The 20,764-nt window shown below is 73.7% G+C and carries 13 protein-coding genes; 5 read left to right on the forward strand and 8 right to left on the reverse strand.

Annotation, left to right across the window (positions count from 1 at the left end; genetic code table 11):
• Positions 1-5 precede the first annotated feature (5 nt).
• Positions 6-443 carry a roadblock/LC7 domain-containing protein gene (locus BKD26_RS32840; RefSeq protein ID WP_073757917.1) on the reverse strand — a complete coding sequence of 146 codons (438 nt, stop codon included), beginning with the start codon at positions 441-443 and terminating at the stop codon, positions 6-8.
• Positions 440-3,097 (reverse strand): nitrate- and nitrite sensing domain-containing protein, encoded by a 2,658-nt coding sequence (locus BKD26_RS32845; protein ID WP_084905835.1) that lies wholly within the window; start codon positions 3,095-3,097, stop codon positions 440-442. Before BKD26_RS32845 ends, BKD26_RS32840 begins: the two co-directional genes overlap by 4 nt.
• 372 nt (positions 3,098-3,469) lie before the next feature.
• On the opposite strand from BKD26_RS32845, the gene BKD26_RS32850 reads away from it, so the two are divergent.
• The gene (locus BKD26_RS32850; RefSeq protein WP_084905838.1) at positions 3,470-3,889 is read left to right on the forward strand and encodes a hypothetical protein; all 420 of its coding nucleotides are present in this window, start codon (positions 3,470-3,472) and stop codon (positions 3,887-3,889) included.
• Between the two features lie 237 nt (positions 3,890-4,126).
• On the opposite strand, the gene BKD26_RS32855 is transcribed toward BKD26_RS32850, so the two are convergent.
• From BKD26_RS32855 to BKD26_RS32870, 4 genes are all read right to left on the reverse strand, one after another.
• Positions 4,127-8,782, reverse strand: a complete 4,656-nt coding sequence (locus BKD26_RS32855) for a hypothetical protein (RefSeq protein WP_084905840.1) — start codon at positions 8,780-8,782, stop codon at positions 4,127-4,129.
• Between the two features lie 31 nt (positions 8,783-8,813).
• Positions 8,814-9,716 carry a hypothetical protein gene (locus BKD26_RS32860; RefSeq protein ID WP_084905842.1) on the reverse strand — a complete coding sequence of 301 codons (903 nt, stop codon included), beginning with the start codon at positions 9,714-9,716 and terminating at the stop codon, positions 8,814-8,816.
• A 514-nt stretch (positions 9,717-10,230) separates the two neighbouring features.
• Positions 10,231-11,757, reverse strand: coding sequence for a hypothetical protein (locus BKD26_RS32865; protein WP_084905844.1), 1,527 nt, complete (start codon positions 11,755-11,757; stop codon positions 10,231-10,233).
• 97 nt (positions 11,758-11,854) lie between these two features.
• A complete protein-coding gene (locus BKD26_RS32870; protein ID WP_084905846.1) occupies positions 11,855-12,583 on the reverse strand; it encodes a GntR family transcriptional regulator in 729 nt (242 codons plus the stop codon).
• Positions 12,584-12,734: 151 nt separating this feature from the next.
• Here BKD26_RS32870 and BKD26_RS32875 point away from each other — a divergent pair, with 151 nt between their 5' ends.
• The 4 genes from BKD26_RS32875 to BKD26_RS32890 are packed head-to-tail and all read left to right on the forward strand — an operon-like array spanning position 12,735 to position 16,288.
• The gene (locus BKD26_RS32875; protein ID WP_084905847.1) at positions 12,735-14,015 is read left to right on the forward strand and encodes an MFS transporter; all 1,281 of its coding nucleotides are present in this window, start codon (positions 12,735-12,737) and stop codon (positions 14,013-14,015) included.
• A gap of 22 nt (positions 14,016-14,037) precedes the next feature.
• On the forward strand, positions 14,038-14,802 hold the full coding sequence (locus BKD26_RS32880) for a 5-oxoprolinase subunit PxpA (protein ID WP_084905849.1): 765 nt from the start codon (positions 14,038-14,040) through the stop codon (positions 14,800-14,802).
• Positions 14,799-15,425 carry a 5-oxoprolinase subunit PxpB gene (pxpB, locus tag BKD26_RS32885; protein WP_084905851.1) on the forward strand — a complete coding sequence of 209 codons (627 nt, stop codon included), beginning with the start codon at positions 14,799-14,801 and terminating at the stop codon, positions 15,423-15,425. The genes BKD26_RS32880 and pxpB overlap by 4 nt, the downstream gene beginning before the upstream one ends.
• On the forward strand, positions 15,422-16,288 hold the full coding sequence (locus BKD26_RS32890) for a biotin-dependent carboxyltransferase family protein (RefSeq protein ID WP_084905852.1): 867 nt from the start codon (positions 15,422-15,424) through the stop codon (positions 16,286-16,288). Before pxpB ends, BKD26_RS32890 begins: the two co-directional genes overlap by 4 nt.
• On the opposite strand, the gene BKD26_RS32895 is transcribed toward BKD26_RS32890, so the two are convergent.
• Together BKD26_RS32895 and BKD26_RS32900 are read right to left on the reverse strand one after the other, a co-directional pair.
• Positions 16,272-19,895 (reverse strand): hydantoinase B/oxoprolinase family protein, encoded by a 3,624-nt coding sequence (locus tag BKD26_RS32895; protein WP_084905854.1) that lies wholly within the window; start codon positions 19,893-19,895, stop codon positions 16,272-16,274. The genes BKD26_RS32890 and BKD26_RS32895 overlap by 17 nt on opposite strands.
• Positions 19,892-20,761 (reverse strand): GDSL-type esterase/lipase family protein, encoded by an 870-nt coding sequence (locus tag BKD26_RS32900; RefSeq protein ID WP_084905973.1) that lies wholly within the window; start codon positions 20,759-20,761, stop codon positions 19,892-19,894. The genes BKD26_RS32895 and BKD26_RS32900 overlap by 4 nt, the downstream gene beginning before the upstream one ends.
• Between the last annotated feature and the right edge of the window lie 3 nt (positions 20,762-20,764).

The following is a 20,764-nucleotide window of genomic DNA, read 5'->3' on the forward strand; positions in this document are numbered from 1 at the left end:
CCCCCTCACCCTCCTGCGGGCAGTCCGGTCCGAGGCGCTGTCGCGAGGTGGGCCCCGACGCGCTTGACCATCAGCGTCATCTCGTACGCGACGAGTCCGACGTCGGAGTCGGCGTCGGCGAGCACGGCGAGGCAGCTGCCGTCGCCCGCCGCCGTGACGAAGAGGAAGGCGTCCTCCAGTTCGACGACGGTCTGGCGGACGCGGCCCGCGTCGAAGTGGCGGCCGACGCCCTTGGCGAGGCTGTGGAACCCGGAGGCCACGGCCGCCATGTGCTCGCTGTCCTCGCGGCTGAGGTCCTTGGACGCACCCGTGGCCAGGCCGTCGCTGGAGAGCACCAGTGCCTTGCGGATGGAGCCGACCCGGTCGACCAGTTCGTCGAGGAGCCAGTTCAGCTCGCCCGTCGAGCCGGTCGAGTTGGGTGCTGCGGCGTTCGGTGCGGTCATCGACCGTCCCCCTCCGGTGTCGTTCCTGGTGCTGTTTCGCCGCGGCGGGCGTGCGGGGTGCTTTCGGCGTTCTGCCGGCGCCCTCGCTGCCAGCCGCGCTGTATCGCCGCCATACGGCTGCGTACTTCTTCCGCCTCGCGTTCGGTGTCGAGACCGGTGTCCTTGTCCTCCACCGCGGGCTGTCCGGCCGCCTCCCTCAGTTGGGGGGCGAGGCTCGCCTGGCGTACGCGGCGCGGAAGGCCGCGCAACAGCATGGTCGCGTCGTCGGCGGGCGGCGCCGGGTCGGTGGGGGTGGCGTTCCGCGTCGGCCTCGCTCCGGGCGCCGGGTGCGTGTGGCCGCGTTCGTCCAGGCGTCGGCCGCGATCCGCGACGAGCGTGGGGGGTTTGCGGCGGGGCAGTGGGACGAGGCCGCCGGACGGGCGCCCGGGTGGCTGGTTGTCCGCGGCCTGCTGGTGCTGCTCGTGGTCGGTGTGTGGGCCGGAGACGGGGCGCAGCGGTGGCCGGGCGCGGAACAGTCCGCCGCGTTCGCTCTCCGTCTCTTCCAGGTCGCCGAGCCGGTCATCGAGGTCCGAGAGGTCGGCGAGCCGGTCGTCGAGGCCGAGGGCGCCGACCGGGGCCTCCAGTTCGACCGGTCCGTCGAGGACGGACGGGCCGGTGGCGGCGGAGAGGCCGGAGTGCGCCTTGGAGAGCGCCGCGCGCCGGTGCGGGGCGTCCTTGCCGCCCTTGCGGTCCAGCCGGAAACCGGCGCCCTGGGTCTCGGGTGCGTCGGTGAGCAGCGCGGCCGGTATGAACACGACCGCGGTGGTCCCTCCGTACGGGGAGGGCTGGAGCGAGACGCGTACGTTCTGGCGCTGGGCGAGGCGGCTGACGACGAAGAGGCCGAGCCGGTCGGTGTCGGAGAGCTCGAACTCGGGGGTCTCCGCGAGGCGCAGGTTGGCGTCGAGGAGGGCCTCCGGGGCCATGCCGAGGCCACGGTCGTCCATCTCCAGGGTGAAGCCGTTGGCGACCCGTTCACCATGGACGTGGACGGCGGTGTGCGGCGGGGAGAACACGGTGGCGTTCTCCAGGAGTTCGGCGATGAGGTGGGTCAGGTCGGCGACCGCCGGGCCGCCGACGCCGATGCGCGGCAGGCGCCGCACTTCTATGCGCTCGTAGTCCTCGACCTCGGCGACTGCGGCGCGTACGACGTCCATCAGTTGCACCGGCTTGCGCCACTGCCGTGAGGGGGCCGCTCCGGAGAGGATCACCAGGCCCTCGGCGTGGCGGCGCATACGGGTGGTGAGGTGGTCCAGGCGGAAGAGGTCGGCGAGTTCCTCGGTGTCCTCGGTGCGCCGCTCCATGGTGTCCAGGAGGGTGAGCTGGCGGTGGAGCAGCACCTGGTTGCGGCGGGCGAGGTTGACGAAGACCTCGGACACGCCGCGGCGCATGTCGGCCTGTTTGACGGCGGCTTCCACGGCGGCCCTTTGGAGGGTGTTGAGGGCCTGGCCGACCTGGCCGACCTCGTCCTTCTCGTACTCCAGGTGGGGCACTTCGGTCTCGACGTCGACGTGTTCGCCGGCGGCGAGTCGGCGCATCACGCTCGGCAGCCGTACGCCGGAGACCTCCTGGGCCTCCTTGCGCAGCCGCCGCAGGTCGCGCACGAGGCCGCGCCCGATGCGTACGGAGACGACGACCGAGACGAGCAGGGCGAGGAAGCCGAGCACTCCGGCGACGCCCGCCTTGAGCAGGACGCTGTGGGCGGCGGGTTCGACGCGGTCCTGGTAGCGGTTGCCCGCCTCGGTGTTCTCGCGGGCGAGTTCCTCGAGGACGGGGTTCGTCAGTTCCTGCCAGCTGGCGGCGTCGAGCGTGCGGGGGTCGTCGGTGGCGCCGGCGGCGAGCAGTTCGTCCTCGGCGTCACGCAGGGGTTCGGTGTCGTGGCTGCGCCAGTAGGCCTGGAAGATCTCGCGTTCGGAGCCGGGCATGAGCTCCAGGTTGACCTCGTAGAGCAGCTCGCGGTGGGCGACGAGGTCGGAGATCGCGCGGATCTCCTGGGCGGTGATGCTCTTGCTGATGAGCGAGGAGACCACCAGGGCGTCCTCGCGGGAGAGCATCTCGCGGGCGCGCACGATGCCGACGAGGGCGCGGCCCTGCTTGTCCATCTCCACGTTCTCCAGGGCATGGAGATTGGTGAGGAAGCTGTAGCAGGGGTCCACGAGGCGGTTGTAGAAATCCAGCGCCTGGATGCGGCCGACAGCGCGGTTCTCCACGGAGCGGCGCAGTGAGGTGAGGTCGTCGAGGGCGTCGAGGAGGCGGGTGAGCCGGCCGGCCGCCTGGGTGTTCAGGGAGTCGACGACACCGGGGTCCTTGGCGTTGGCGCGGATCCTGGCGATGGCCCGGTCGGTGGCGGCGCGGTCGCGGCGGAGCGTGGGGAGGGCGTCGGAGGCGCGGGGGTCGGCCAGGTACACGAGGGTCTGGCGGCGTTCCTTCTGGATGACGCGGACGGTTTCCTCGAGTGGGTGGCCCACCTTGTCGACGATGTAGCCGACGTCCAGGAGTTGGCCGGCCTCGCGGCCGGTGATGAGTGTCGCGAATCCCCACAGGCCGGTGAGGGAGAGGAGCGGCACCAGGAGCAACGCCACGATCTTCCTGCGGATCGACTTCCCGCGAAAGCGCATGGCCTCCCCCACTCGCACCCGCCCTGCCGTCCGGCGTGGGTGTACACATCAACACATCAATAAACGGCGTGAGCCTACTACTGCATCACGGACAACTCGAAGGGACGTCCGGGCGATTTTCAGCCGGACCGTGCCGCACAGATCATGAGTTGTCCTGGTATTCGGGGAGTTGACAATTGGCGGTGTGGTGGATGACACCTGGCAGAGCGTCACTGTGGACTGGGCGGCGGTTGGCTGGAATTGCCCGTTCCGGGGGAATCTTCGCCGTCGGTCGTTCGTCTTTCTGTACGGGGAGGCGAGAACTGTCGGCGTAAAGCGGCTCAAGACGGGCAGCCACCCTGAAGACGGTCGGTGGTGGGGAGTGGCGGTTCGATGGAGACGGCACGGCGCGAACTGTGGGTGGAAGAGCCGGTGGGGAGGCGCAGGCTCCCCGACCCGGTGCGTACGGCGGCGGTGCGTGCCGTGCTCATCGCGGCGCTGACGCTGATACAGGCGGTGGTGGCGTTCTTCTGCACGATCACGGCGTCCTGGCTGGCTTTCCCGATGGTGCTCAGCAGTGTCGGCAGCACGGTGGTGGCGACGTGGGCCGTGCTGGATGTGTGGGTGACCCGGCAGGTGTGGAACCAGCGCCACGGTGTCGTGTCGACGCCCAGCAGTACGGCGCGTCAGCTGCGGCGGGAGCGGCGCCGGGCGCGGCGGGCGGCCCACACGGAGGCCCGGGCGGAGGCCCGCGAGGCGGCGCGCATACGGGGCCGGCGGGGCGCGGGCGACAACCGGCTGTCGCGAGCCTAGGCGCGGCGCCTGGGGCTCTCGGGCCTGGTGTCGGGCTCGTTGCCGGGCCTGATGTCGGGCTCGTTGCCGGGGCGGCTCGGCGAGCGGGCGGCGTCGGTGCCTCGCGAGTCGGCTCGTGTGTGGCGCGCATGCGCGGCGGTCTGCCCGCGTCGCGCCGTTTGAGGGGCTCGCTCCTGCACCGGCGCGGGCGGGGCCTGCGGGTGCTGCGGCCCCGCAGGCCCCGCCCGCGCCGGGCACCTAGTCGGCGATCGTCGCCTCCGGGTTTGGTGTGCGCTTGAACATGCGGGTGGCGGTGATCTCGCCGTGGACCACCGTTTCGCCGTCGGCGGGCGGCTGCGGCAGGCCGGGGCGCAGGTGCTCCTCCACGTTGATGTACTTCAGGCCCGCCCGCAGGTCCGCGTCATTGCGCAGCCGGATGACCAGCGGGAACTCGGCGAGCGCGGTCGTGTCGAAGAGGCCGGTGGTGTAGAGCAGCTGCACGCCCAGCGCGTCCGACACCGCCCGCTGGAGCTCCAGCAGGTACGTGGCGTTGGCACGGCCGATGGGGTTGTCGAGGAACAGCGTGCCGGCGTGCCGGTGCTTGTCGCGGCCCCGGTCGTTGCTGCGCAGGGCGGCCATCGTGCAGTACAGGGCGATGGCGGCGGTGAGCAGCTGGCCGCCGGAGAAGACGTCGCCCATCTGCCCGACCGGAACCCGCTCGGCGCGCAGCACCGCGTCGGGCTTGAGGATCTCCACCGCCACGCCCCTGGGCTGGAGGGCGGCCTGGACGCCGCGCAGCAGCAGGGACATGCCGTCGCGGCGCAGGTCGGAGTTCTTCTTCACGGCCGCGCGGGTCGCCTCGTCGATGACCTCGCCGAGCCGCTCGATGAGCGTGGCCTGGTCGGGTTCCTCGAAGCGGATCCGCAGGAACTCCTGCCCGGACCATTCGCCGAGGCCCTCGGGGAGCCGGGACAGGCGCTGTGCCGAGCGGAGGGTGGCCAGCGCGGACTCGACCAGGCCGCGCAGCCGGTCGACGATCGAGTCGCGGTTGCGCTCCAGCTGCGCCAGCTCGTCGGTGAGGACGCGCAGCCGGGGCGCGAAGGCGTCGGCCCACTTGGCGGCGTGCTCCGGCAGGGCCGAGGCGGGCAGTTCGCGGATCTGCTGCCGGGCGGGGGTGCGGACCTGCTCGTAGCGGGTGGAGTTGGCGTGCCGTACGAGGATGTCACAGGCTTCGCGTACGGCGGCGTCGGCGGCCGACAGGTCGGCCGAGCAGCCGCGCAGGGAACGCCGCGCCTCGGCGGCGGACTGGCGCGCCTCGTCCAGGCTGCCGGGGTACGGCTCGGGGGTCTCCTGGTCCTCGTCGGTGTGCTCCCTGAGCAGGTCGCGGAGAAGGGCGGCCGTCTCGTCGAAGCCGCCCGCCGCGTCCTCGGCGGCGCGGTGGGCCTGGAGGAGCCGGGCGTGGGTGGCGCGGGCGGTCTCCAGCGCGTCGGTACGGGTGGCCAGTTCGGTGGTGGCGGTACGGAGGAGGGACTGGGCGTGGTCGGCGTCGGCCGGCACCAGCTCCTCGGGCAGCTCGGTGTGCGACTCGCCGTCCGCGGGGGCCAGGCGCTCGGCCTCACCGCGCAGCCGGCCGAGCTTCTCGCTGGCCTCCGAGGCGCGGGACTCCAGCATCTGGACCAGGGACTCGGCGCGGGCGGCGGCGGCCTGGCGGGACGGGCCGTCGGCGCCGTCGGGGCTCTCCAGGAGCTGGGCGGCGCGGGTGCGGACCTTGTTGGTGAGCCGGTCCAGCTCGGCGAGGGCGGCGCTCTCGTCGCTCTCGGCGCGGGCCTGCTCGGCGCGCAGGTCGGCCCCGACGCCGACCTTCTCGTACAGCTGGGAGGCGGCACGGTAGGCCTCGCGGAGGGCGGCGAGCGGCACGCGCGGGGCGTCGGCGTCCTCCTCGGGCACGTTCTCGGGGGCGCCGGCGATCTCGGCGCGCTCGGCGCGCAGCGCGCGGGCGGTGCGGTGGGCGTCGTCGGCGGCGCGCTGGGCGGCGCGGCGGTCCTCGTCGGCGGCGCGGGCGCGCTCCAGGCAGGTCTGGGCGCGGGCCTCGTACTCGGCGGCCTCGTCGGCCAGTTCACGGAGCCTGGCCTGCCAGCCGGCCCGCTCGCGGAGCCGGAACGCCAGGCCCGCGAGGGCGTCGGCGACGCGGCGGGCCCGCTGGGCGGCTTCCTGCCGCTCGTCGCGCACGCGGGCGGTGTCGGCCGCCGCCTCGTCCGCCTCGGCCCGTACGGTACGGGCTTCGGCGAGCGTGGCCTCGGCGGCTTCGGCGGCCACGCGCGCGGTGGCGGCGGCTTCCGCGAGTTCGGTCAGCGTGCCGGGCGGGCAGTCGGCGCGCCAGGAGCCGATGCGGGCGGCGAGCGACCGGTCGCCGGTGAGCCGGGCGGCGAGGGCGCGGATCTCCTCGTCGCGGGCGGCGGCGCGGGCGCGCAGGGCCTGGCGCTCCTCGTCGGCGGCGTGCTCGTCGTGCATGGCCGGGTTCGGCGGGACGAGGAACACATCCGTGTCGGTGCCGGCCGGCCCCGGTACGGGTGCCAGGAGCGCGGCGGCGGTGCCCACGGCCACGGCGGAGCGCGGCAGCAGGGCGGCGCGGGCGAGGGCCTCGCGCGCCCTGGCGTACGAGACGGGGTCGGTGATGACGACACCGTCGACCAGCTCGGGCCGGGCGGCGAGCACGGCGGCGTGGTCGGCGGGGTCGACCGCCTGGGCGAGGTAGCGCCAGCCGGGGAGGGCGGGGATGCCCTGCTCGCCGAGGTACTCGACGGTGGCGAGGACGTCGGGGCCGGGCGGCAGGAGCCCGCCGTCGCCGAGGGCGCCGAGGATGCGGGAGTCGTCGGCGGCGGCGGTGCGCAGCTCGAAGAGCTTGCGTTCGGCGGAGGCGATGCCCTGGTCGAGGAGGTCGCGCAGTTCGTCCGCGTACCGGTCGAACTCCTCGGCCGTGAGGGGGCCCTGGGCCGCCCGTACGGGCGCGGCGGCCGCCTCGTCCGGCTCCCCGCCCTGGCGGGGCTGGGGAACGGCGGGCCTGGCGGCGCCCGGCAGGCTCAGCAGCTCGGCGAGGCGTTCCTCGGCGGCGATGGACTCGGCGGCGCGGCGCTCGGCCTGGTAGGCGTTCTCGGCGGCCTGGGCGGCGTCGGCGGCGCGGGCGGCGGCCAGTTCGGCGCGGGACTCGGCGGCGGCGGCCTCACGGGCGCGGTCGGCCGCCGTGCGAGCGGCGTCGCGGGCCGCGTCCCAGGCGGCGACAGTGGTCTTCTCGGCGTCGCTGGCGGCGAGCGCGGCGCGGGCCGGGTCGGCGTCGGGGGCGGTGTCGTCCAGCCATCCGGCCCGTACCGCTTCGGCGGTCTCCTGCTCCACCTCGGCGAGGCGCTGGCGCAGGTGGCCGGCCTCGCTGCGGGCGCGCTGGGCCTCGGTGGCGGCGGCGGTGGCGTCGCGGTGGGCGGTCTCACCGGCCTCCTGGAGGGCGGCGGAACGCTCCTCCTCCTCGCCCGCGTGCCGCTCGCCCTCCTCGGCGGCCGCGTGCAGCGCCCGTACGAGGTCGGCGGCGGCCTTGGCGCGGGCGGCGAGCGCGGGGGCGGCGTCCCGCTCGGCCTCGCGGATGGCGGCGGCCACGCGCGCGGAGCGGTCGGCTGCGGCGCGGTGCCTGAGGACCGCCTCGGCGGCCTGCCAGGCGGCGTGGAGGGTGCGGGCGTCGGACAGCTCGCGGCGCTGGGCGGCGGCGCCCTTCTCGGCGGCGGTGAGAGCCAGGGAGGCGTGGCGGTAGGCCAGTTCGGCGGCGATCAGTGAGGCGCGGGCGCGGGCCTGCTCGGCCTCGGTGACGGTGTGGGCGGCGGCGGTGACCTGCTGGGCGAGTTCGGCGGTGCGGCCGCGTTCCTCGGCGGCGCGGGCGGAGAGGCGGCGGGCCAGGGTGCGGGTGCGGCGCTCGGCGCCGGCGTGGATGTCGCGGGCACGCGCGCGCGTGTCGGCCGCTTCGACGATGCGGCCGAGGAGGTCGACGGAGCCGGCGGTGAAGTCCCGTTCGGCGGTGAGCTCGGCGCGGCGGCCGAGCTTGTTGCCGAAGCCGCTGACCAGGTCGGCGAGGCCGTCCGTGTCCCGGGTGTCGGTGACCGCGCGCAGCAGCAGGTCGGTGAAGTCGGAGTCCTTCTTGACCGCGAAGAGGCCGGCGGCCTCACCCTCGTCGGCGTTCATCTCCCGCTGGTAGCGGAACAGTTCGGGGTCGAGGCCGAGGTCGCCCAGGTGTTCGTTCCAGCGGTCGTGGATCTCCTCCCAGTACACCTCCAGGTGCGGGTACGCCTTGCCGGCCTCCGTGAGGGCGTCGCGGAAGCCCTTCATGGTGCGGCGGCGGCCCTGCGCTCCGGAGATGCCTTCGGCGGGCGGGCGTACGGAGGTGGCCTCGGTGACGGGCAGGTTGTCCAGACTCAGCCCGGGCCCCGGCCTGAAGGAGTACCACGCCTCGGCGAACTTCCGCGGATCGTTGGAGACCTGCCTCCCCCGCCATTCGCTCACCTTGCCGACCACGACGCACTCCCCGGTCAGCGTGTGCTGCCACTCCAGGGCGACATGCCCGCAGTCGTCGGCGAGCAGGAACTTCCGCAGCACACCGGAGCTGGCGCCACCCAGGGTGTTCCGGTGGCCCGGCAGCATCACCGAGAAGATCAGCTTGAGCAGAACGGACTTGCCGCCGCCGTTCTCCAGGAAGAGCACACCCGCGGGCGCGGGGCGGCGCGGCGGGCCGACGGGCTCCTCCTCGAAGAACTCCGCCTGTGTGGGGGCGGGGTTGGGCACGGGCGCGCCCACTCCGCGCAGGTCCAGCACGGTGTCGGCGTAACGCGCACCGGCGGGCCCGATGGAGTAGAGGCGGACCCGGGACAACTCGTACATGGCGGGGGACTCTCAGTCGTGTTCTGTCGTGTTACGCGTGGAAGGGCAGGCCGGCGTCGGCGGCCAGCTCCAGGTCGTCGCCCTCGGGCGGCGGCAGGAGGGTGGCGGAGCCGTCGGTGACGGGGACGACACCCAACTCCAGCAGCTCGGCCATGGCGGCGCTGCCCGCCATGTCACGGACCTGGAGCTGGTAGCGAGCGGTGGTGCGGTACGAGCCACCGCCCTCGTCGCCGGTGCGCTGGAGGAACCCCGAGTCGGTGAGGAAGGCGACGGCCTTGCCGATGATGCCGGTGGTGGACCCGGCGAGCCGGCGGGCGTCCTTGGTGGCGCCTGTCGCGCTGCGCCGCGCGTAGATACGCCAGGCGGCCTCCAGCCCGGGGGCGTCGGTCACGGGATCGGTGTTCTCCCCCTGATCCTCCGCGCGCTCTTCCAGCCGCCGGCAGGCCTGGCGTACGAAGGCGTCGACGCCGTTGACGGTGATGCGGCCGATGTACCCGTCGTCGGCGAGGTCCTCGGGGCGGGGGAACGCCATGGCGGCGACGGCGAGGTGGGCCAGACCGTGCAGAAAACGGTCGCCGGAGTCGGTGGAGGCGCGGCGGGCGTAGTCGCCCATGCGGACGGCGAAGACCGAGTCCTCGGCGGCGGTGACGGCCATGCCGGCGCGCGGGGACACCTCCAGGACGATGAGGCCCAGGCCTGTGGCGACGGCGTCGGCGACGCGTGCGAAGGCGGGTTCCTCGCGGTAGCGGCGGAGCAGGTCGGCGTACTCGGCGTCGCGGGCGGGGAGCAGCTTGGGCTGGAGCCCGAAGGAGACCAGGCGCGCGGCGTCGGCCGCGTCGGCGGGCGTGACGGTGCCGGACGCGGCGGCCTGAGCGGCCTGGGGGGCGTCCGGTTCGCTCCACGCGTCGGCGTGCTCGGCGTGGTGGTCGCTCACGGCTGGGGCTCCTTGGTGCGGGTGGATCGTGGTGGTGGGACGGTGTGGGCGGCTCGTGCCGGACGTGTCACGCGCGGCATCAGACGGTCACCGCCCGCGCCCGGCATCCGGCCGGGTGGGGCCGTGCAGGGTCGTCCCCGCAGAGGTTGGCGGCGAGGTTTGGGCTCCCCGACTCGAAACCCAAGGCCGCCGGCCTCGAGGAGACGAGCCCGGAGGGGCCACGCCCCCACCCACCGGGCGTGGCCGCCCGCCCCGGACGAGCACCCCCCGGGGCGAACCGGGAACGGCACCCCCCCCCGGGGCGAACCGGGAACGGCACCGCCCCGGGGCGAACCGGGAACGGCACCGCCCCGGGGCGAACCGGGAAGGGGCGCCGCCCCGGTCCCGTTGTGCCCACCCGTCCAGCCCTGCGGGACGACTGCCCACAACGGGAGGGACCCCACCGGGACGATTGCCCACAACGGGAGACGGCGTGTACCGCCCCCGGAGGGTGGACGGACGGCGGCCGCGCGCGTCATGCCGCGTCCGTGCGGCCGGCGGCCATGCCTGCCGCGTCCAGCAGGGCGGTGCCGACGATCAGGTCGGCGCCGCCGAACTCCGGGTCGTCCAGTTCGGTGCCGTCGTCGACGGCGAACAGCAGGCGCTCCTCGCCCTGCCGGTAGGCCGTACCGACCGGTGGGCTGGCCGCGTGTATCGCCAGCAGGGCGACCAGGTAGGGCAGTTCGGGATCGCGGCGGCGGGCCTCGGCGAGCAGGCCGGAGAGCCGGCGGGGCGCGTCGTGTTCGAGGTCGAGCAGTTCCATGGCGCTCGCCAGCTGCTCCTCGCTGAACCGGCTGTCGTCGGGCGTCGCGATCAGGTCGGGCTCCGGCATCTCGGCGCCCAGGTGTTCCCGTTCCACCGGCGGGGTCAGCAGCAGGTCGACCAGGTCTCCCATCCGTACCGATCCAGGGGTGCGCAGGCCCGTGCCGTGGGCGAAATACGCGTCGGTGACCTTGATCGCCCGCTCCACCGGCAGCGGCAGGACGGGGGCGACCAGCTGGCCGTACAGGTCGAGTCCCGCGCGGGCGGTGGGCTGGGCGAAGGCCTGCCGGTCCTGTTCGGCCCGGAACAGCGGTCCTGCCTCCAGGAGCCGGGACTGGAGCTGGGTGTGGCGGCGGATGCAGTCCTTGACGATGTCGACGAGCTCGGCCGCGCGGCGCTTGTGCTCGTGGTCCTCGGCCTCGTCGCGCGCCTTGCGGATGTTGGTGAGGATGGCGTTCTCGTGGCGGTACCGGTCGGCGACGTGGTCGAGCGCCTCGTCGATCATGTCGGGGACGGTGCTGAGCCAGTCGACGGCGCGGACATTGCGCCGGGTGGCTTCCAGGGTCTTGCGGAGCGTTTCCGCGTACTGCACGGTGCGGTACCGGGCCTGTTCGGCGGCGAGCTGGGCGTCGGCGAGCCGGCCGCGGCTGATGAGCACCTCCAGCTTCACCTCGGCGGCGATCTGCGCGCTGGTGACATCGGTGTCGAGGGCGCCGACGAGGACGTTGACCGCCTCGTCCGTCGTACGGAGGTAGACGGCGCCGCCGTACCCGGGGACTTCCTCGATGAGCTTGAAGTCGTAGTCACGACGCACGTACACACCGTCGGTGCCGAACGTGCCGTACACGGCGCGGAAGCCGCGGTCGACGCTGCCGACGTTGATCAGGTTCTCCAGCACCCAGCGGGCCACCCGCTCGTGTTCGGCGGCGGGCCGCTGCGGGGCCTGGGCGGCGACCCTGGGCAGCAGCCGGGCGACGATCTGCTCGTGGTCGGCGCCCGTGTCGAAGTCCATGTTGAGCGTGACGAGGTCGATCGCGGCGAGGGCGACCTCCGCCATGGCGTACGTCGAGTACTCCCCTGCCAGGTTCGCCTTGCGCGCGTCCAGGTCGTGCAGGGGCGCGGTGCACGCGAGCGCGCGCAGCCGCCGCGCGAGCCCTTCGTCGGCGGCCGGGCCCAGTGCGGGCCGCGGCCCCGCGCTGAGCTGGGGCGGAACGAATTCCGTCGAGGCAGGCGAAGTCACGCTGCACAGATTAGGTCCTCGCACTGACAACGGTCGAAACGGCGCAGATGGGCCCCTGTGGGCCCGCTCGCCGGCCCACGCACGGGGCGGTCGTGTGTCAGCCGGCGACCGTCGGCGGGTCGGTTTCGACCAGATGGGCATAAACCTGGACCAACTGCTCACGGGAGTCGTCCAGGTAGTCCGCGAGCAGCCGCTCGGCCTTGGTCCGCTCCCCCGCCCGCAGAGCGTCCAGAATCTCCCGGTTTCGGATGAGATAGGGCTCGTGCAGCGCGCGTGGGTCGTCCACCACGTGGAAGACGAGGCGGAGTTCGGCGAGGACGCCGCGCATCAGCTCGTCCATGCGGGCGCTGCCGGCGAGCGCGACCAGCTCCCGGTGGAAGTGGATATTGGCGGTGGAGACGCCCTTCCAGTCACCCTCGCGCGCGTCCCGCTCCCCGTCGGCCACCGCCCGGGTCAGCCCGTCGAGCGCGAACGGCGGCTCGCCGAGGTCGTGCACGACGGCGCACTCGACGAGCCGCCGCGTGCGGTAGATGTCGACGACGTCGTCGACGGCGAGGACCCGTACGAACACCCCGCGGTTCAGCTCGTGGACGAGCAGCCGCTCGTGCGTGAGCAGCCGGAACGCCTCGCGCAACGTATTGCGCGACACCCCCAGCGCGCCGCCGATGCTGTCCTCCGAGAGCCGCGTGCCGGGCTGGAAGAACCCTTCGGCGATACGAGTGCGCAGGATGTCCGCGACCCGCTCCGCGGTGCTCGTACGCCCCAGCAGCGCCCGGTCGTCCGCCAGTCCGCCGCCCCGCTCGCTCTCGGAGCCCGTCGTTCCCACAACGCCCTCTTCTCGTCCGTCCGCTGCCGCCCCGCTCATCGTAGAAGGAAACGTGGAAGCAAGAACGTGGGAACGAATCCCTTGTCGGATCGTTCAACAATCCCTACCTTGGGGACACCGCACGGTTCCCGCTCTCCTCTGCGAGGTGCAGATGAGCACGACCCAGACCCCTCGGACCTCCCCCGCCGAAGTGCCCGAAGACACCGGCGCGTTCGCCTGGCTGCGCGCGCTCGGCCCGCGCGGCCGGCGCGCCTTCGGCGGCGCGTTCGGCGGCTACGCCCTGGACTCCTACGACTTCTTCACGCTGCCCCTGAGCATGGTGGCGATCTCCGCCTACTTCAGCCTCAACAGCGGCCAGACCGGCCTGCTCACCACCGTCACACTCGTCGTGTCGGCCATCGGCGGTGTCCTCGCGGGCATCCTCGCCGACCGGATCGGCCGCGTGAAGGCCCTGATGATCACGGTCATCACGTACGCGCTCTTCACCGTCCTGTGCGGTTTCGCGCCCAACTACGAGACGCTGCTGGTCTTCCGTGCCCTTCAGGGTGTGGGCTTCGGCGGCGAGTGGGCGGTCGGCGCGATCCTCGTCGCCGAGTACGCCTCCGCCAAGCACCGCGGCCGTACGCTCGGCGGCATCCAGAGCGCCTGGGCGGCCGGCTGGGCCCTCGCCGTCATCGTCTACACGCTGGTGTTCCACTTCCTCGACCCGGACACCGCGTGGCGCGTGATGTTCTGGACCGGCGCCCTGCCGGCCCTGCTCGTGATCTGGGTCCGCCGGAACGTCGAGGACGCGCCGCACGCCGCCGAGGTACGCAAGTCGAGCAGCGAACGAGGCTCCTTCACGGCCATCTTCCGGCCGGGCCTGCTGCGGACGACGCTGTTCGCGACGCTGCTCTCCACCGGGGTCCAGGGCGGCTACTACACGCTCGCCACCTGGGTGCCGACGTACCTGAAGACCGACCGCGGGCTGACCGTGGTCGGTACGGGCGGCTATCTGGCCTTCCTGATATCCGGCGCCTTCATCGGGTACCTGACGGGTGGTTACCTCACCGACCGGCTGGGCCGGAAGCGCAACATCGTCATCTTCGCGTTCCTGTCGGCGGTGTGCATCCTCGCGTACACGAACATCCCCGCCGGGGCGAACGGTCTCGTCCTCGTCCTGGGCTTCCCCCTCGGCTTCTGCATGTCGGCCATCTTCAGCGGGTTCGGCTCGTTCCTCGCCGAGCTCTATCCGACGGCGGTACGCGGCACGGGCCAGGGATTCACGTACAACACCGGCCGCGCGGTCGGGGCGTTCTTCCCGACCCTGGTCGGCTTCCTCGCGGACAGCTGGGGCGTGGGCGGCGCGCTGGTCTTCGGCGCGGTCGGCTACGGCATCGCCGTCCTGGCCCTGCTCGGCCTGCCCGAGACGCGCGGCCGCGAGCTCGCGTAACGCAGCGGAAGGAGACACCACCATGACCTGGGCCTCGATCGACCTGAACGCCGACCTTGGAGAGGGTTTCGGGCGCTGGCGATTGACGGACGACGAACAGCTCCTGTCGGTCGTCACCAGCGCCAATGTGGCCTGCGGCTTCCACGCCGGGGACGCGGTCACGATGCGGCGCGTCTGCGCGCTGGCCGCCGAGCGCGGGGTACGGATCGGTGCCCAGGTCTCCTACCGGGACCTGGCGGGCTTCGGACGGCGCTCCATGGACGTGCCGTACGACGAGCTGGCCGCGGAGGTGGCGTACCAGATCGGCGCCCTGGAGGTGTTCGCCAGGGCGGCCGGTGCACGGGTGTCGTACGTGAAGCCGCACGGGGCGCTCTACAACCGCGTCGTGCACGACGAGGGGCAGGCGCAGGCGGTGGTCGACGGCGTGCTGCTGACCGGCGAGCGGCTCCCGCTGCTGGGCCTGCCCGGCTCCCGGCTGCACGAGATGGCCGAGAAGGCCGGGCTCCCGGTCGTCACCGAGGCCTTTGCCGACCGCGCGTACACCGCCGACGGCACGCTCGTGCCGCGCCGCGAGGAGGGCGCCGTCGTCACCGACCCGGCGGCCGTCGTCGAACGGTCCGTGTCCATGGCCAGGTTCGGCGTGGTCACCTCCCGCTGCGGACGCTCGGTGGCCGTCCGCGCCCGCTCACTGTGCCTGCACGGCGACACACCCGGCGCGGTGGGCCTCGCCCGTCGCGTCCGGGCCGAGCTGGAGGCCTCGGGCGTCCGCGTGAAGGCCTTCGTATGAGGACCCTGGCGGTGGGCGAGCGGGCCCTGCTCGTCGAGCTCGACAGCGGCGAGGAGACCGAGGCCTTCCACGCCGAGCTGCTGCGCCGCCGGGCGGCCGGCGCCCTGCCCGCCGTGACGGAGATCGTTCCGGCGGCACGGACGGTGCTGCTGGACGGCGTGGAGGAGCCCGGGCGGCTCGCGGCGGTCGTCGCCGGGTGGGAGGTCGAGCCGCTCCACGCGCGCGTGGACCCGGCCGTCGAGATACCTGTCCGGTACGACGGGCCCGATCTGCCGGATGTGGCGGCCCTGTGGGGCGTGACGCCGGAGGAGGTGGCGCGGATCCACTCGGCGGCCGAGTTCCGGGTGGCGTTCTGCGGGTTCGCGCCCGGCTTCGGCTATCTGACGGGGCTGCCAGCGGCGTACGAGGTGCCCCGGCGGGCCACTCCGCGCACGGCCGTCCCGGCGGGCTCGGTGGCGATGGCCGGCCCGTACACGGGCGTGTACCCGCGTGCGTCGCCCGGCGGCTGGCGGCTGATCGGGACGACGGACGCGGTGCTGTGGGACCCCGCGCGGGACCCCGCCGCACTGCTGTCGCCCGGTACGCGGGTGCGGTTCGTGCCGCGGGGCGTGGGGGGCCGATGACCGACCGGGCCTTCGCCGTCGTACGGGCCGGGGCGCTGACCACCGTGCAGGACCGGGGCCGCTTCGGTCACGCGCACCTGGGCGTGCCGCGCTCGGGTGCCCTCGATCCGTACGCGAGCGGCCTCGTCAACCGGCTGGTCGGCAACCCCGTGGACGCGGCCGTGCTGGAGACGACCGTCAACGGGTGCGCGGTGCGCCCGCGCTGCGCGGTGACCGTCGCGGTGGGCGGCGCGCCGTGCCCCGTCACGGTGGACGGACGGCCGGTGGCGTGGGGCGCGGCGGTACGCGTGCCCGCGGGCGCCGTGCTGGAGGTGGGCGCCGCGGTGCGGGGCCTGCGCTCGTACGCGGCGTTCGCCGGGGGCGTCGCCGCCGAGCCGGTGCTGGGCAGCCGCTCCACGGACCTGCTGTCGGGGCTCGGGCCGGCGCCCCTGACCGACGGCGCCGTGCTGCCGCTGGGGCCCGAGCCGTCCCGGAAGGCGCCGGGCTGCGACACCATGCCCTGGCCTGGGCCGCCCGACGAGCTGGTGCTCCACGTCCGGCTGGGACCGCGCGACGACTGGTTCACCAGGTCGGCGCTCCGCGCCTTCGCCACGCGCGCGTACCGGGTGTCGCCGGCGAGCAACCGTATAGGGCTGCGCACCGAAGGCCCGGCCCTGGAGCGGGCCGTGGCGGGTGAGCTGCCCAGCGAGGGCATGGTCCTGGGGGCCGTCCAGGTGCCGCCGGACGGGCGCCCGGTGGTGTTCCTCGCGGACCATCCCACGACCGGCGGCTATCCGGTGGTGGCCGTCGTCCGGGAGCGGGACCTGGCGGCTGCCGCCCAGGCCGTGCCGGGGACGCCCGTCCGGTTCATCCCGGCCCGGTAGGACCGGCGGAACCGGTAGGGCTCCCATAGCCGCCACCCCCGGGCGTCATGACGACCAGGACGTCTCCGGGGCCGACGTCCACGACGTCCACTCCGCCCAGCCTCTGGACGGTGCCGTCCGCGCGCTCCACCGCGTTCTCGCCGAGCGCCCCGGGAGCGCCGCCGGCCATGCCGTACGGGGGGATCCTCCGGTGCCCGGTCAGCAGGGCCACCGTCATGGGCTCCAGGAACCGGATGCGCCGTACGACGCCGTCGCCGCCCCGCCACCGGCCGCGTCCGCCGCTGCCGTCCCGTACCGCGAAGGCGTCCACCCGGACCGGGTGGCGCCACTCCAGGATCTCGGGGTCGGTGAGACGTGAGTTGGTCATATGGGTCTGTACGGCGTCGGCCCCGTCGAAACCGTCCCCGGCGCCCGAGCCACTCGCCACGGTCTCGTAGTACTGCACACGGTCGTTGCCGAAGGTGACGTTGTTCATGGTGCCCGAGCCCTCCGCCTGGGCGCCCAGGGCGGCGTACAGGGCCCCGGTGACGGCCTGCGAGGTCTCGACGTTGCCCGCGACCGTCGCGGCCGGGTAGGTGGGGGCGAGCATCGAGCCGTCCGGGACCCGTACCTCCAGTGGCTCCAGGCAGCCGCTGTTGAGGGGGATGTCGTCGTCGACGAGCGTGCGGAACACGTACAGCACGGCCGCCATGACCACGGACGTGGGCGCGTTCGCGTTCCCGGGCTGCTGCGGTGAGGTGCCGGTGAAGTCCAGGACGGCACCGCGGCGCTCGCGGTCGACGCGGACGGCCACCTGGATGACCGCGCCGCGGTCCGTCTCGTACCGGTAGGAGCCGTCGTGGAGGGTGGCGACGATCCGGCGTACGGACTCCTCGGCGTTGTTCCGTACGTGCCGCATATAGGCGTGGACGACGTCGAGGCCGAACTGGTCGACCATGCGGTGCAGTTCCTCGATGCCCTTCTCGTTGGCGGCGATCTGGGCGCGCAGGTCGGCCAGGTTGGTGTCGGGGTCACGGGACGGGTACGGGGCCTCGGTGAGCAGCCTCCTGGTCTCGGCCTCGCGCAGTTGTCCGTCCCGTACGAGCAGCCAGTTGTCGAAGAGGACGCCCTCCTCGTGGATGGTGCGGCTGAAGGCGGGCATGGAGCCGGGGGTGATGCCGCCGATCTCGGCGTGGTGGCCCCGTGAGGCGACCAGGAAGCGGAGGTCGCCGGACGGTCCGAAGACGGGGGTCACGACCGTCACGTCGGGCAGGTGGGTGCCACCGTGGTAGGGGTCGTTGATCGCGTACACGTCGCCGGGGCGCATGGTGCCCTCGTTGCGCCGCAGTACCTCCTTAATGGACTCCCCCATGGAGCCGAGGTGGACGGGGATGTGGGGCGCGTTGGCGATCAGGTTGCCGTCCGCGTCGAACAGGGCACAGGAGAAGTCGAGCCGTTCTTTGACGTTGACGGAGTGGGCGGTGTTCTCCAGCCGAACGCCCATCTGTTCGGCGATCGCCATGAAGAGGTTGTTGAACACCTCCAGGAGGACCGGGTCGACGTCCGTGCCGACGGCGCTACGGCTCGGCCTGGGGCGGGCCCGGGTCAGGAGCAGGTGGCCGGTGTCGGCCGCGACGGCCTGCCATCCGTCGTCGACGACGGTCGTGGCGTCGGCCTCGGCGATGATGGCGGGCCCCGGCACGGTGTCGGAGGGCCGGAGGTCCTCCCTCCGGTGGAGCGGGGTGTCCCTCGGCTCGCCGTCCACGACCATCGCCACGGTCGCGCGTGGCCGCAATCCCCCTCCCTCGGCCGGTGGTTCGGCGCCGACGGGTCCGTGCGGCCCGGCGCGGCCCACCGCCTCTACCGTTACGGCCTCCACCACCAGGGGCTTGTCCATGGTGAAGCCGTATCGCGCGCGGTGGGCCGACGTGAACGCCTCGCTCATCGCCTGGGTGGAGGCGAGCGGTACGGGCAGGCTCGCGTCCGTCCCGGCGTAACGGATGAGCACGCGCGCGTGAGTGCTGATGGCGCTGTCGGGCAGCCCGTCGGCGCGCAGTTCGTCACTGGTGCGCCCGGCGAGCCGGGCGCACAGGTCCGCCACGCGCGCGTGGAGGGTGCCGTCCAGTTCCGCCTCGACCGACTGCTCCCGCATGGCGGTGGCATCGGCGAGCCCGATGCCGTACGCGGAGAGCACCCCCGCCAGCGGCGGCACCAGGACCGTGTCCACGCCGAGGGCGTCGGCGACCGCGCACGCGTGCTGGCCGCCGGCGCCGCCGAAGCTGGTCAGGGCGTAGCGCGTGATGTCGTGGCCGCGCTGTACGGAGATCTTCTTGACGGCATTCGCCATGTTGAGGACGGCGATCTCCAGGAAACCGGCGGCCACTTCCTCCGGCGTACGGGCGGTGCCGGTGTGCCGCCGCACCTCCTCGGCCAGGGCGGTGAAGCGGGTGCGCACCACCTCCGCGTCGAGCGGCTGGTCCCCGTCCGGCCCGAACACGGCGGGAAAGTGTTCCGGCTGTACGCGGCCGAGCATCACATTGGCGTCGGTCACCGTCAGCGGCCCGCCGCGCCGGTAGCAGGCGGGCCCCGGGTCCGCGCCGGCCGAGTCGGGGCCGACCCGGTAGCGCCGGCCGTCGAAGTGGAGGACCGACCCGCCGCCCGCCGCCACGGTGTGGATGTTCATCATCGGTGCGCGCATCCGCACGCCCGCCACCTGGGTGCCCAGCTCCCGCTCGAACTCACCCGCGTAGTGCGACACATCGGTGGACGTGCCACCCATGTCGAAGCCGATCACCCGCCCGAATCCGGCCTGCTCCGACGTACGCGCCATGCCGACGACCCCGCCCGCCGGGCCGGACAGTACGGCGTCCTTGCCGCGGAAGTGGGCGGCCTCGCGCAGCCCGCCGTTGGACTGCATGAACATCAGCCGTACCCCGGCGAGTTCGCCGGCGACCTCGTCGACGTACCGCCGCAGGATCGGGGAGAGGTACGCGTCGACGACCGTGGTGTCGCCGCGCGGCACCAGCTTGATCAGCGGACTGACCTCGTGCGAACAACTGACCTGTGTGAACCCGGCCGCGCGGGCGGCCTCGGCGACACGCAGCTCGTGGCCGGGGTGGCGGTAGCCGTGCATGAGGACAATGGCGGCGCTGCGGAAACCGTCGCCATGAGCGGCTTTCAACCGGTCCTCCACGGCGCCCGGGTCGAGCGGCCGGACAACGGTGCCATGGGCGTCGATACGCTCGGGCACTTCGACGACCCGGTCGTACACCGCTTCGGGGAGCAGGATGCGGCGGTCGAAGATCCGCGGCCGGTTCTGGTAGGCGATGCGCAGCGCGTCGCGGAAGCCTGCGGTGATGACCAGGACGGTGGGTTCTCCGCGCCGCTCCAGGAGGGCGTTGGTGGCGACGGTGGTGCCCATCTTGACGGAGGCGACCCGGTCCGCCGGTACGGGTTCGTCCGGCGCGAGCCCGAGGAGGAGCCGGACGCCCGCGACGGCCGCGTCCCGGTAGCGCGCGGGGTCGTGGGAGAGCAGCTTGCGGGTGACCAGGCGCCCGTCGGGCCGCCGGGCCACGATGTCGGTGAAGGTGCCGCCACGGTCGATCCAGAACTCCCAGCGCCCTGTCATTCCCCCATTCTGGCAAGGGGAACCTCCAAGGACACGGCGGCGAGCGCGGCGGACAGGGCGTGTTCGGCGCGCTGGTCGAGCCGTGCGCTGGTGCCGCGTGCCCAGTGCCGTACCTCCGCCCCGGCGAGCCGGAGCAGTTGGGGCAGCAGGTCGTGGCAGCGCCGCACCACCCAGCCGGTACCGGCCGTGGCCAGCCACAGCAGCGCGTCGGCGCGGCTCGGCGGCGGCTGCTGTGGCTCACGGGCCGGCGGGGCGCCGGTCGCCAGGCCGCGTTCGGCGAGCAGCGCGTGGAACCGGGCCGCGATGGTCCGGTGCCCGCGCTCGCCGGGGTGCAGCCGGTCGGCGCTCCACAGGGTGCGGTCGGCGACCCAGGCGGCGTCCGCCATGTGGAGGTGGACCGCGCCGTATCGGGCGGACAGGGCGTGCACGACAACGTTGACCGCCCGCTGGCGGCGGGCGAGGGGCCGCGCGAGCGGCGGAGGAAGGCCCAGCATGGCGCCCGGGTCGGGCAGGCAGGCCGTCAGGAGCACGGCGCCCTGGGCGGACAGCCGCGCGCAGACCCGGTCCAGGGCGAGGGCGAGTCCGGCGATGTCGAAGGTGCGGCGCAGGGTGTCGTTGACGCCGACGACGACGGAGACGACGTCCGGGCGGTACGCGAGGGCCAGGGGCAGCTGCGATTCGGCGACGTCCCTGCTCAGGGCGCCACTGAAGGCGAAGTTGCGGAACTCCACGGCTCCCGCGGCCCCCACGGCTCCCTCACCCGCGAGCCCGCCCGCGAGCAGCGCGGCCCATCCGCGCCCGCCCCCGCCGACGGGGTCGCCGACCCCCGCGGTCAGCGAGTCCCCCAGCGCGGCGAACCGCCGCACCAC

It is taken from the genome of Streptomyces sp. CB03238 (assembly GCF_002099185.1).
Classification (GTDB): Bacteria; Actinomycetota; Actinomycetes; order Streptomycetales; family Streptomycetaceae; genus Streptomyces.

Bases quoted from the DNA above. Each gene is read 5' to 3' on its own strand.
- BKD26_RS32895 (WP_084905854.1), bottom strand. From the start codon at position 19,895: ATGACAGGGCGCTGGGAGTTCTGGATCGACCGTGGCGGCACCTTCACC.
- BKD26_RS32890 (WP_084905852.1), top strand. From the start codon at position 15,422: ATGACCGACCGGGCCTTCGCCGTCGTACGGGCCGGGGCGCTGACCACC.
- BKD26_RS32855 (WP_084905840.1), bottom strand. From the start codon at position 8,782: ATGTACGAGTTGTCCCGGGTCCGCCTCTACTCCATCGGGCCCGCCGGT.
- BKD26_RS32880 (WP_084905849.1), top strand. From the start codon at position 14,038: ATGACCTGGGCCTCGATCGACCTGAACGCCGACCTTGGAGAGGGTTTC.
- pxpB (WP_084905851.1), top strand. From the start codon at position 14,799: ATGAGGACCCTGGCGGTGGGCGAGCGGGCCCTGCTCGTCGAGCTCGAC.
- BKD26_RS32840 (WP_073757917.1), bottom strand. From the start codon at position 443: ATGACCGCACCGAACGCCGCAGCACCCAACTCGACCGGCTCGACGGGC.
- BKD26_RS32845 (WP_084905835.1), bottom strand. From the start codon at position 3,097: ATGCGCTTTCGCGGGAAGTCGATCCGCAGGAAGATCGTGGCGTTGCTC.
- BKD26_RS32875 (WP_084905847.1), top strand. From the start codon at position 12,735: ATGAGCACGACCCAGACCCCTCGGACCTCCCCCGCCGAAGTGCCCGAA.
- BKD26_RS32850 (WP_084905838.1), top strand. From the start codon at position 3,470: ATGGAGACGGCACGGCGCGAACTGTGGGTGGAAGAGCCGGTGGGGAGG.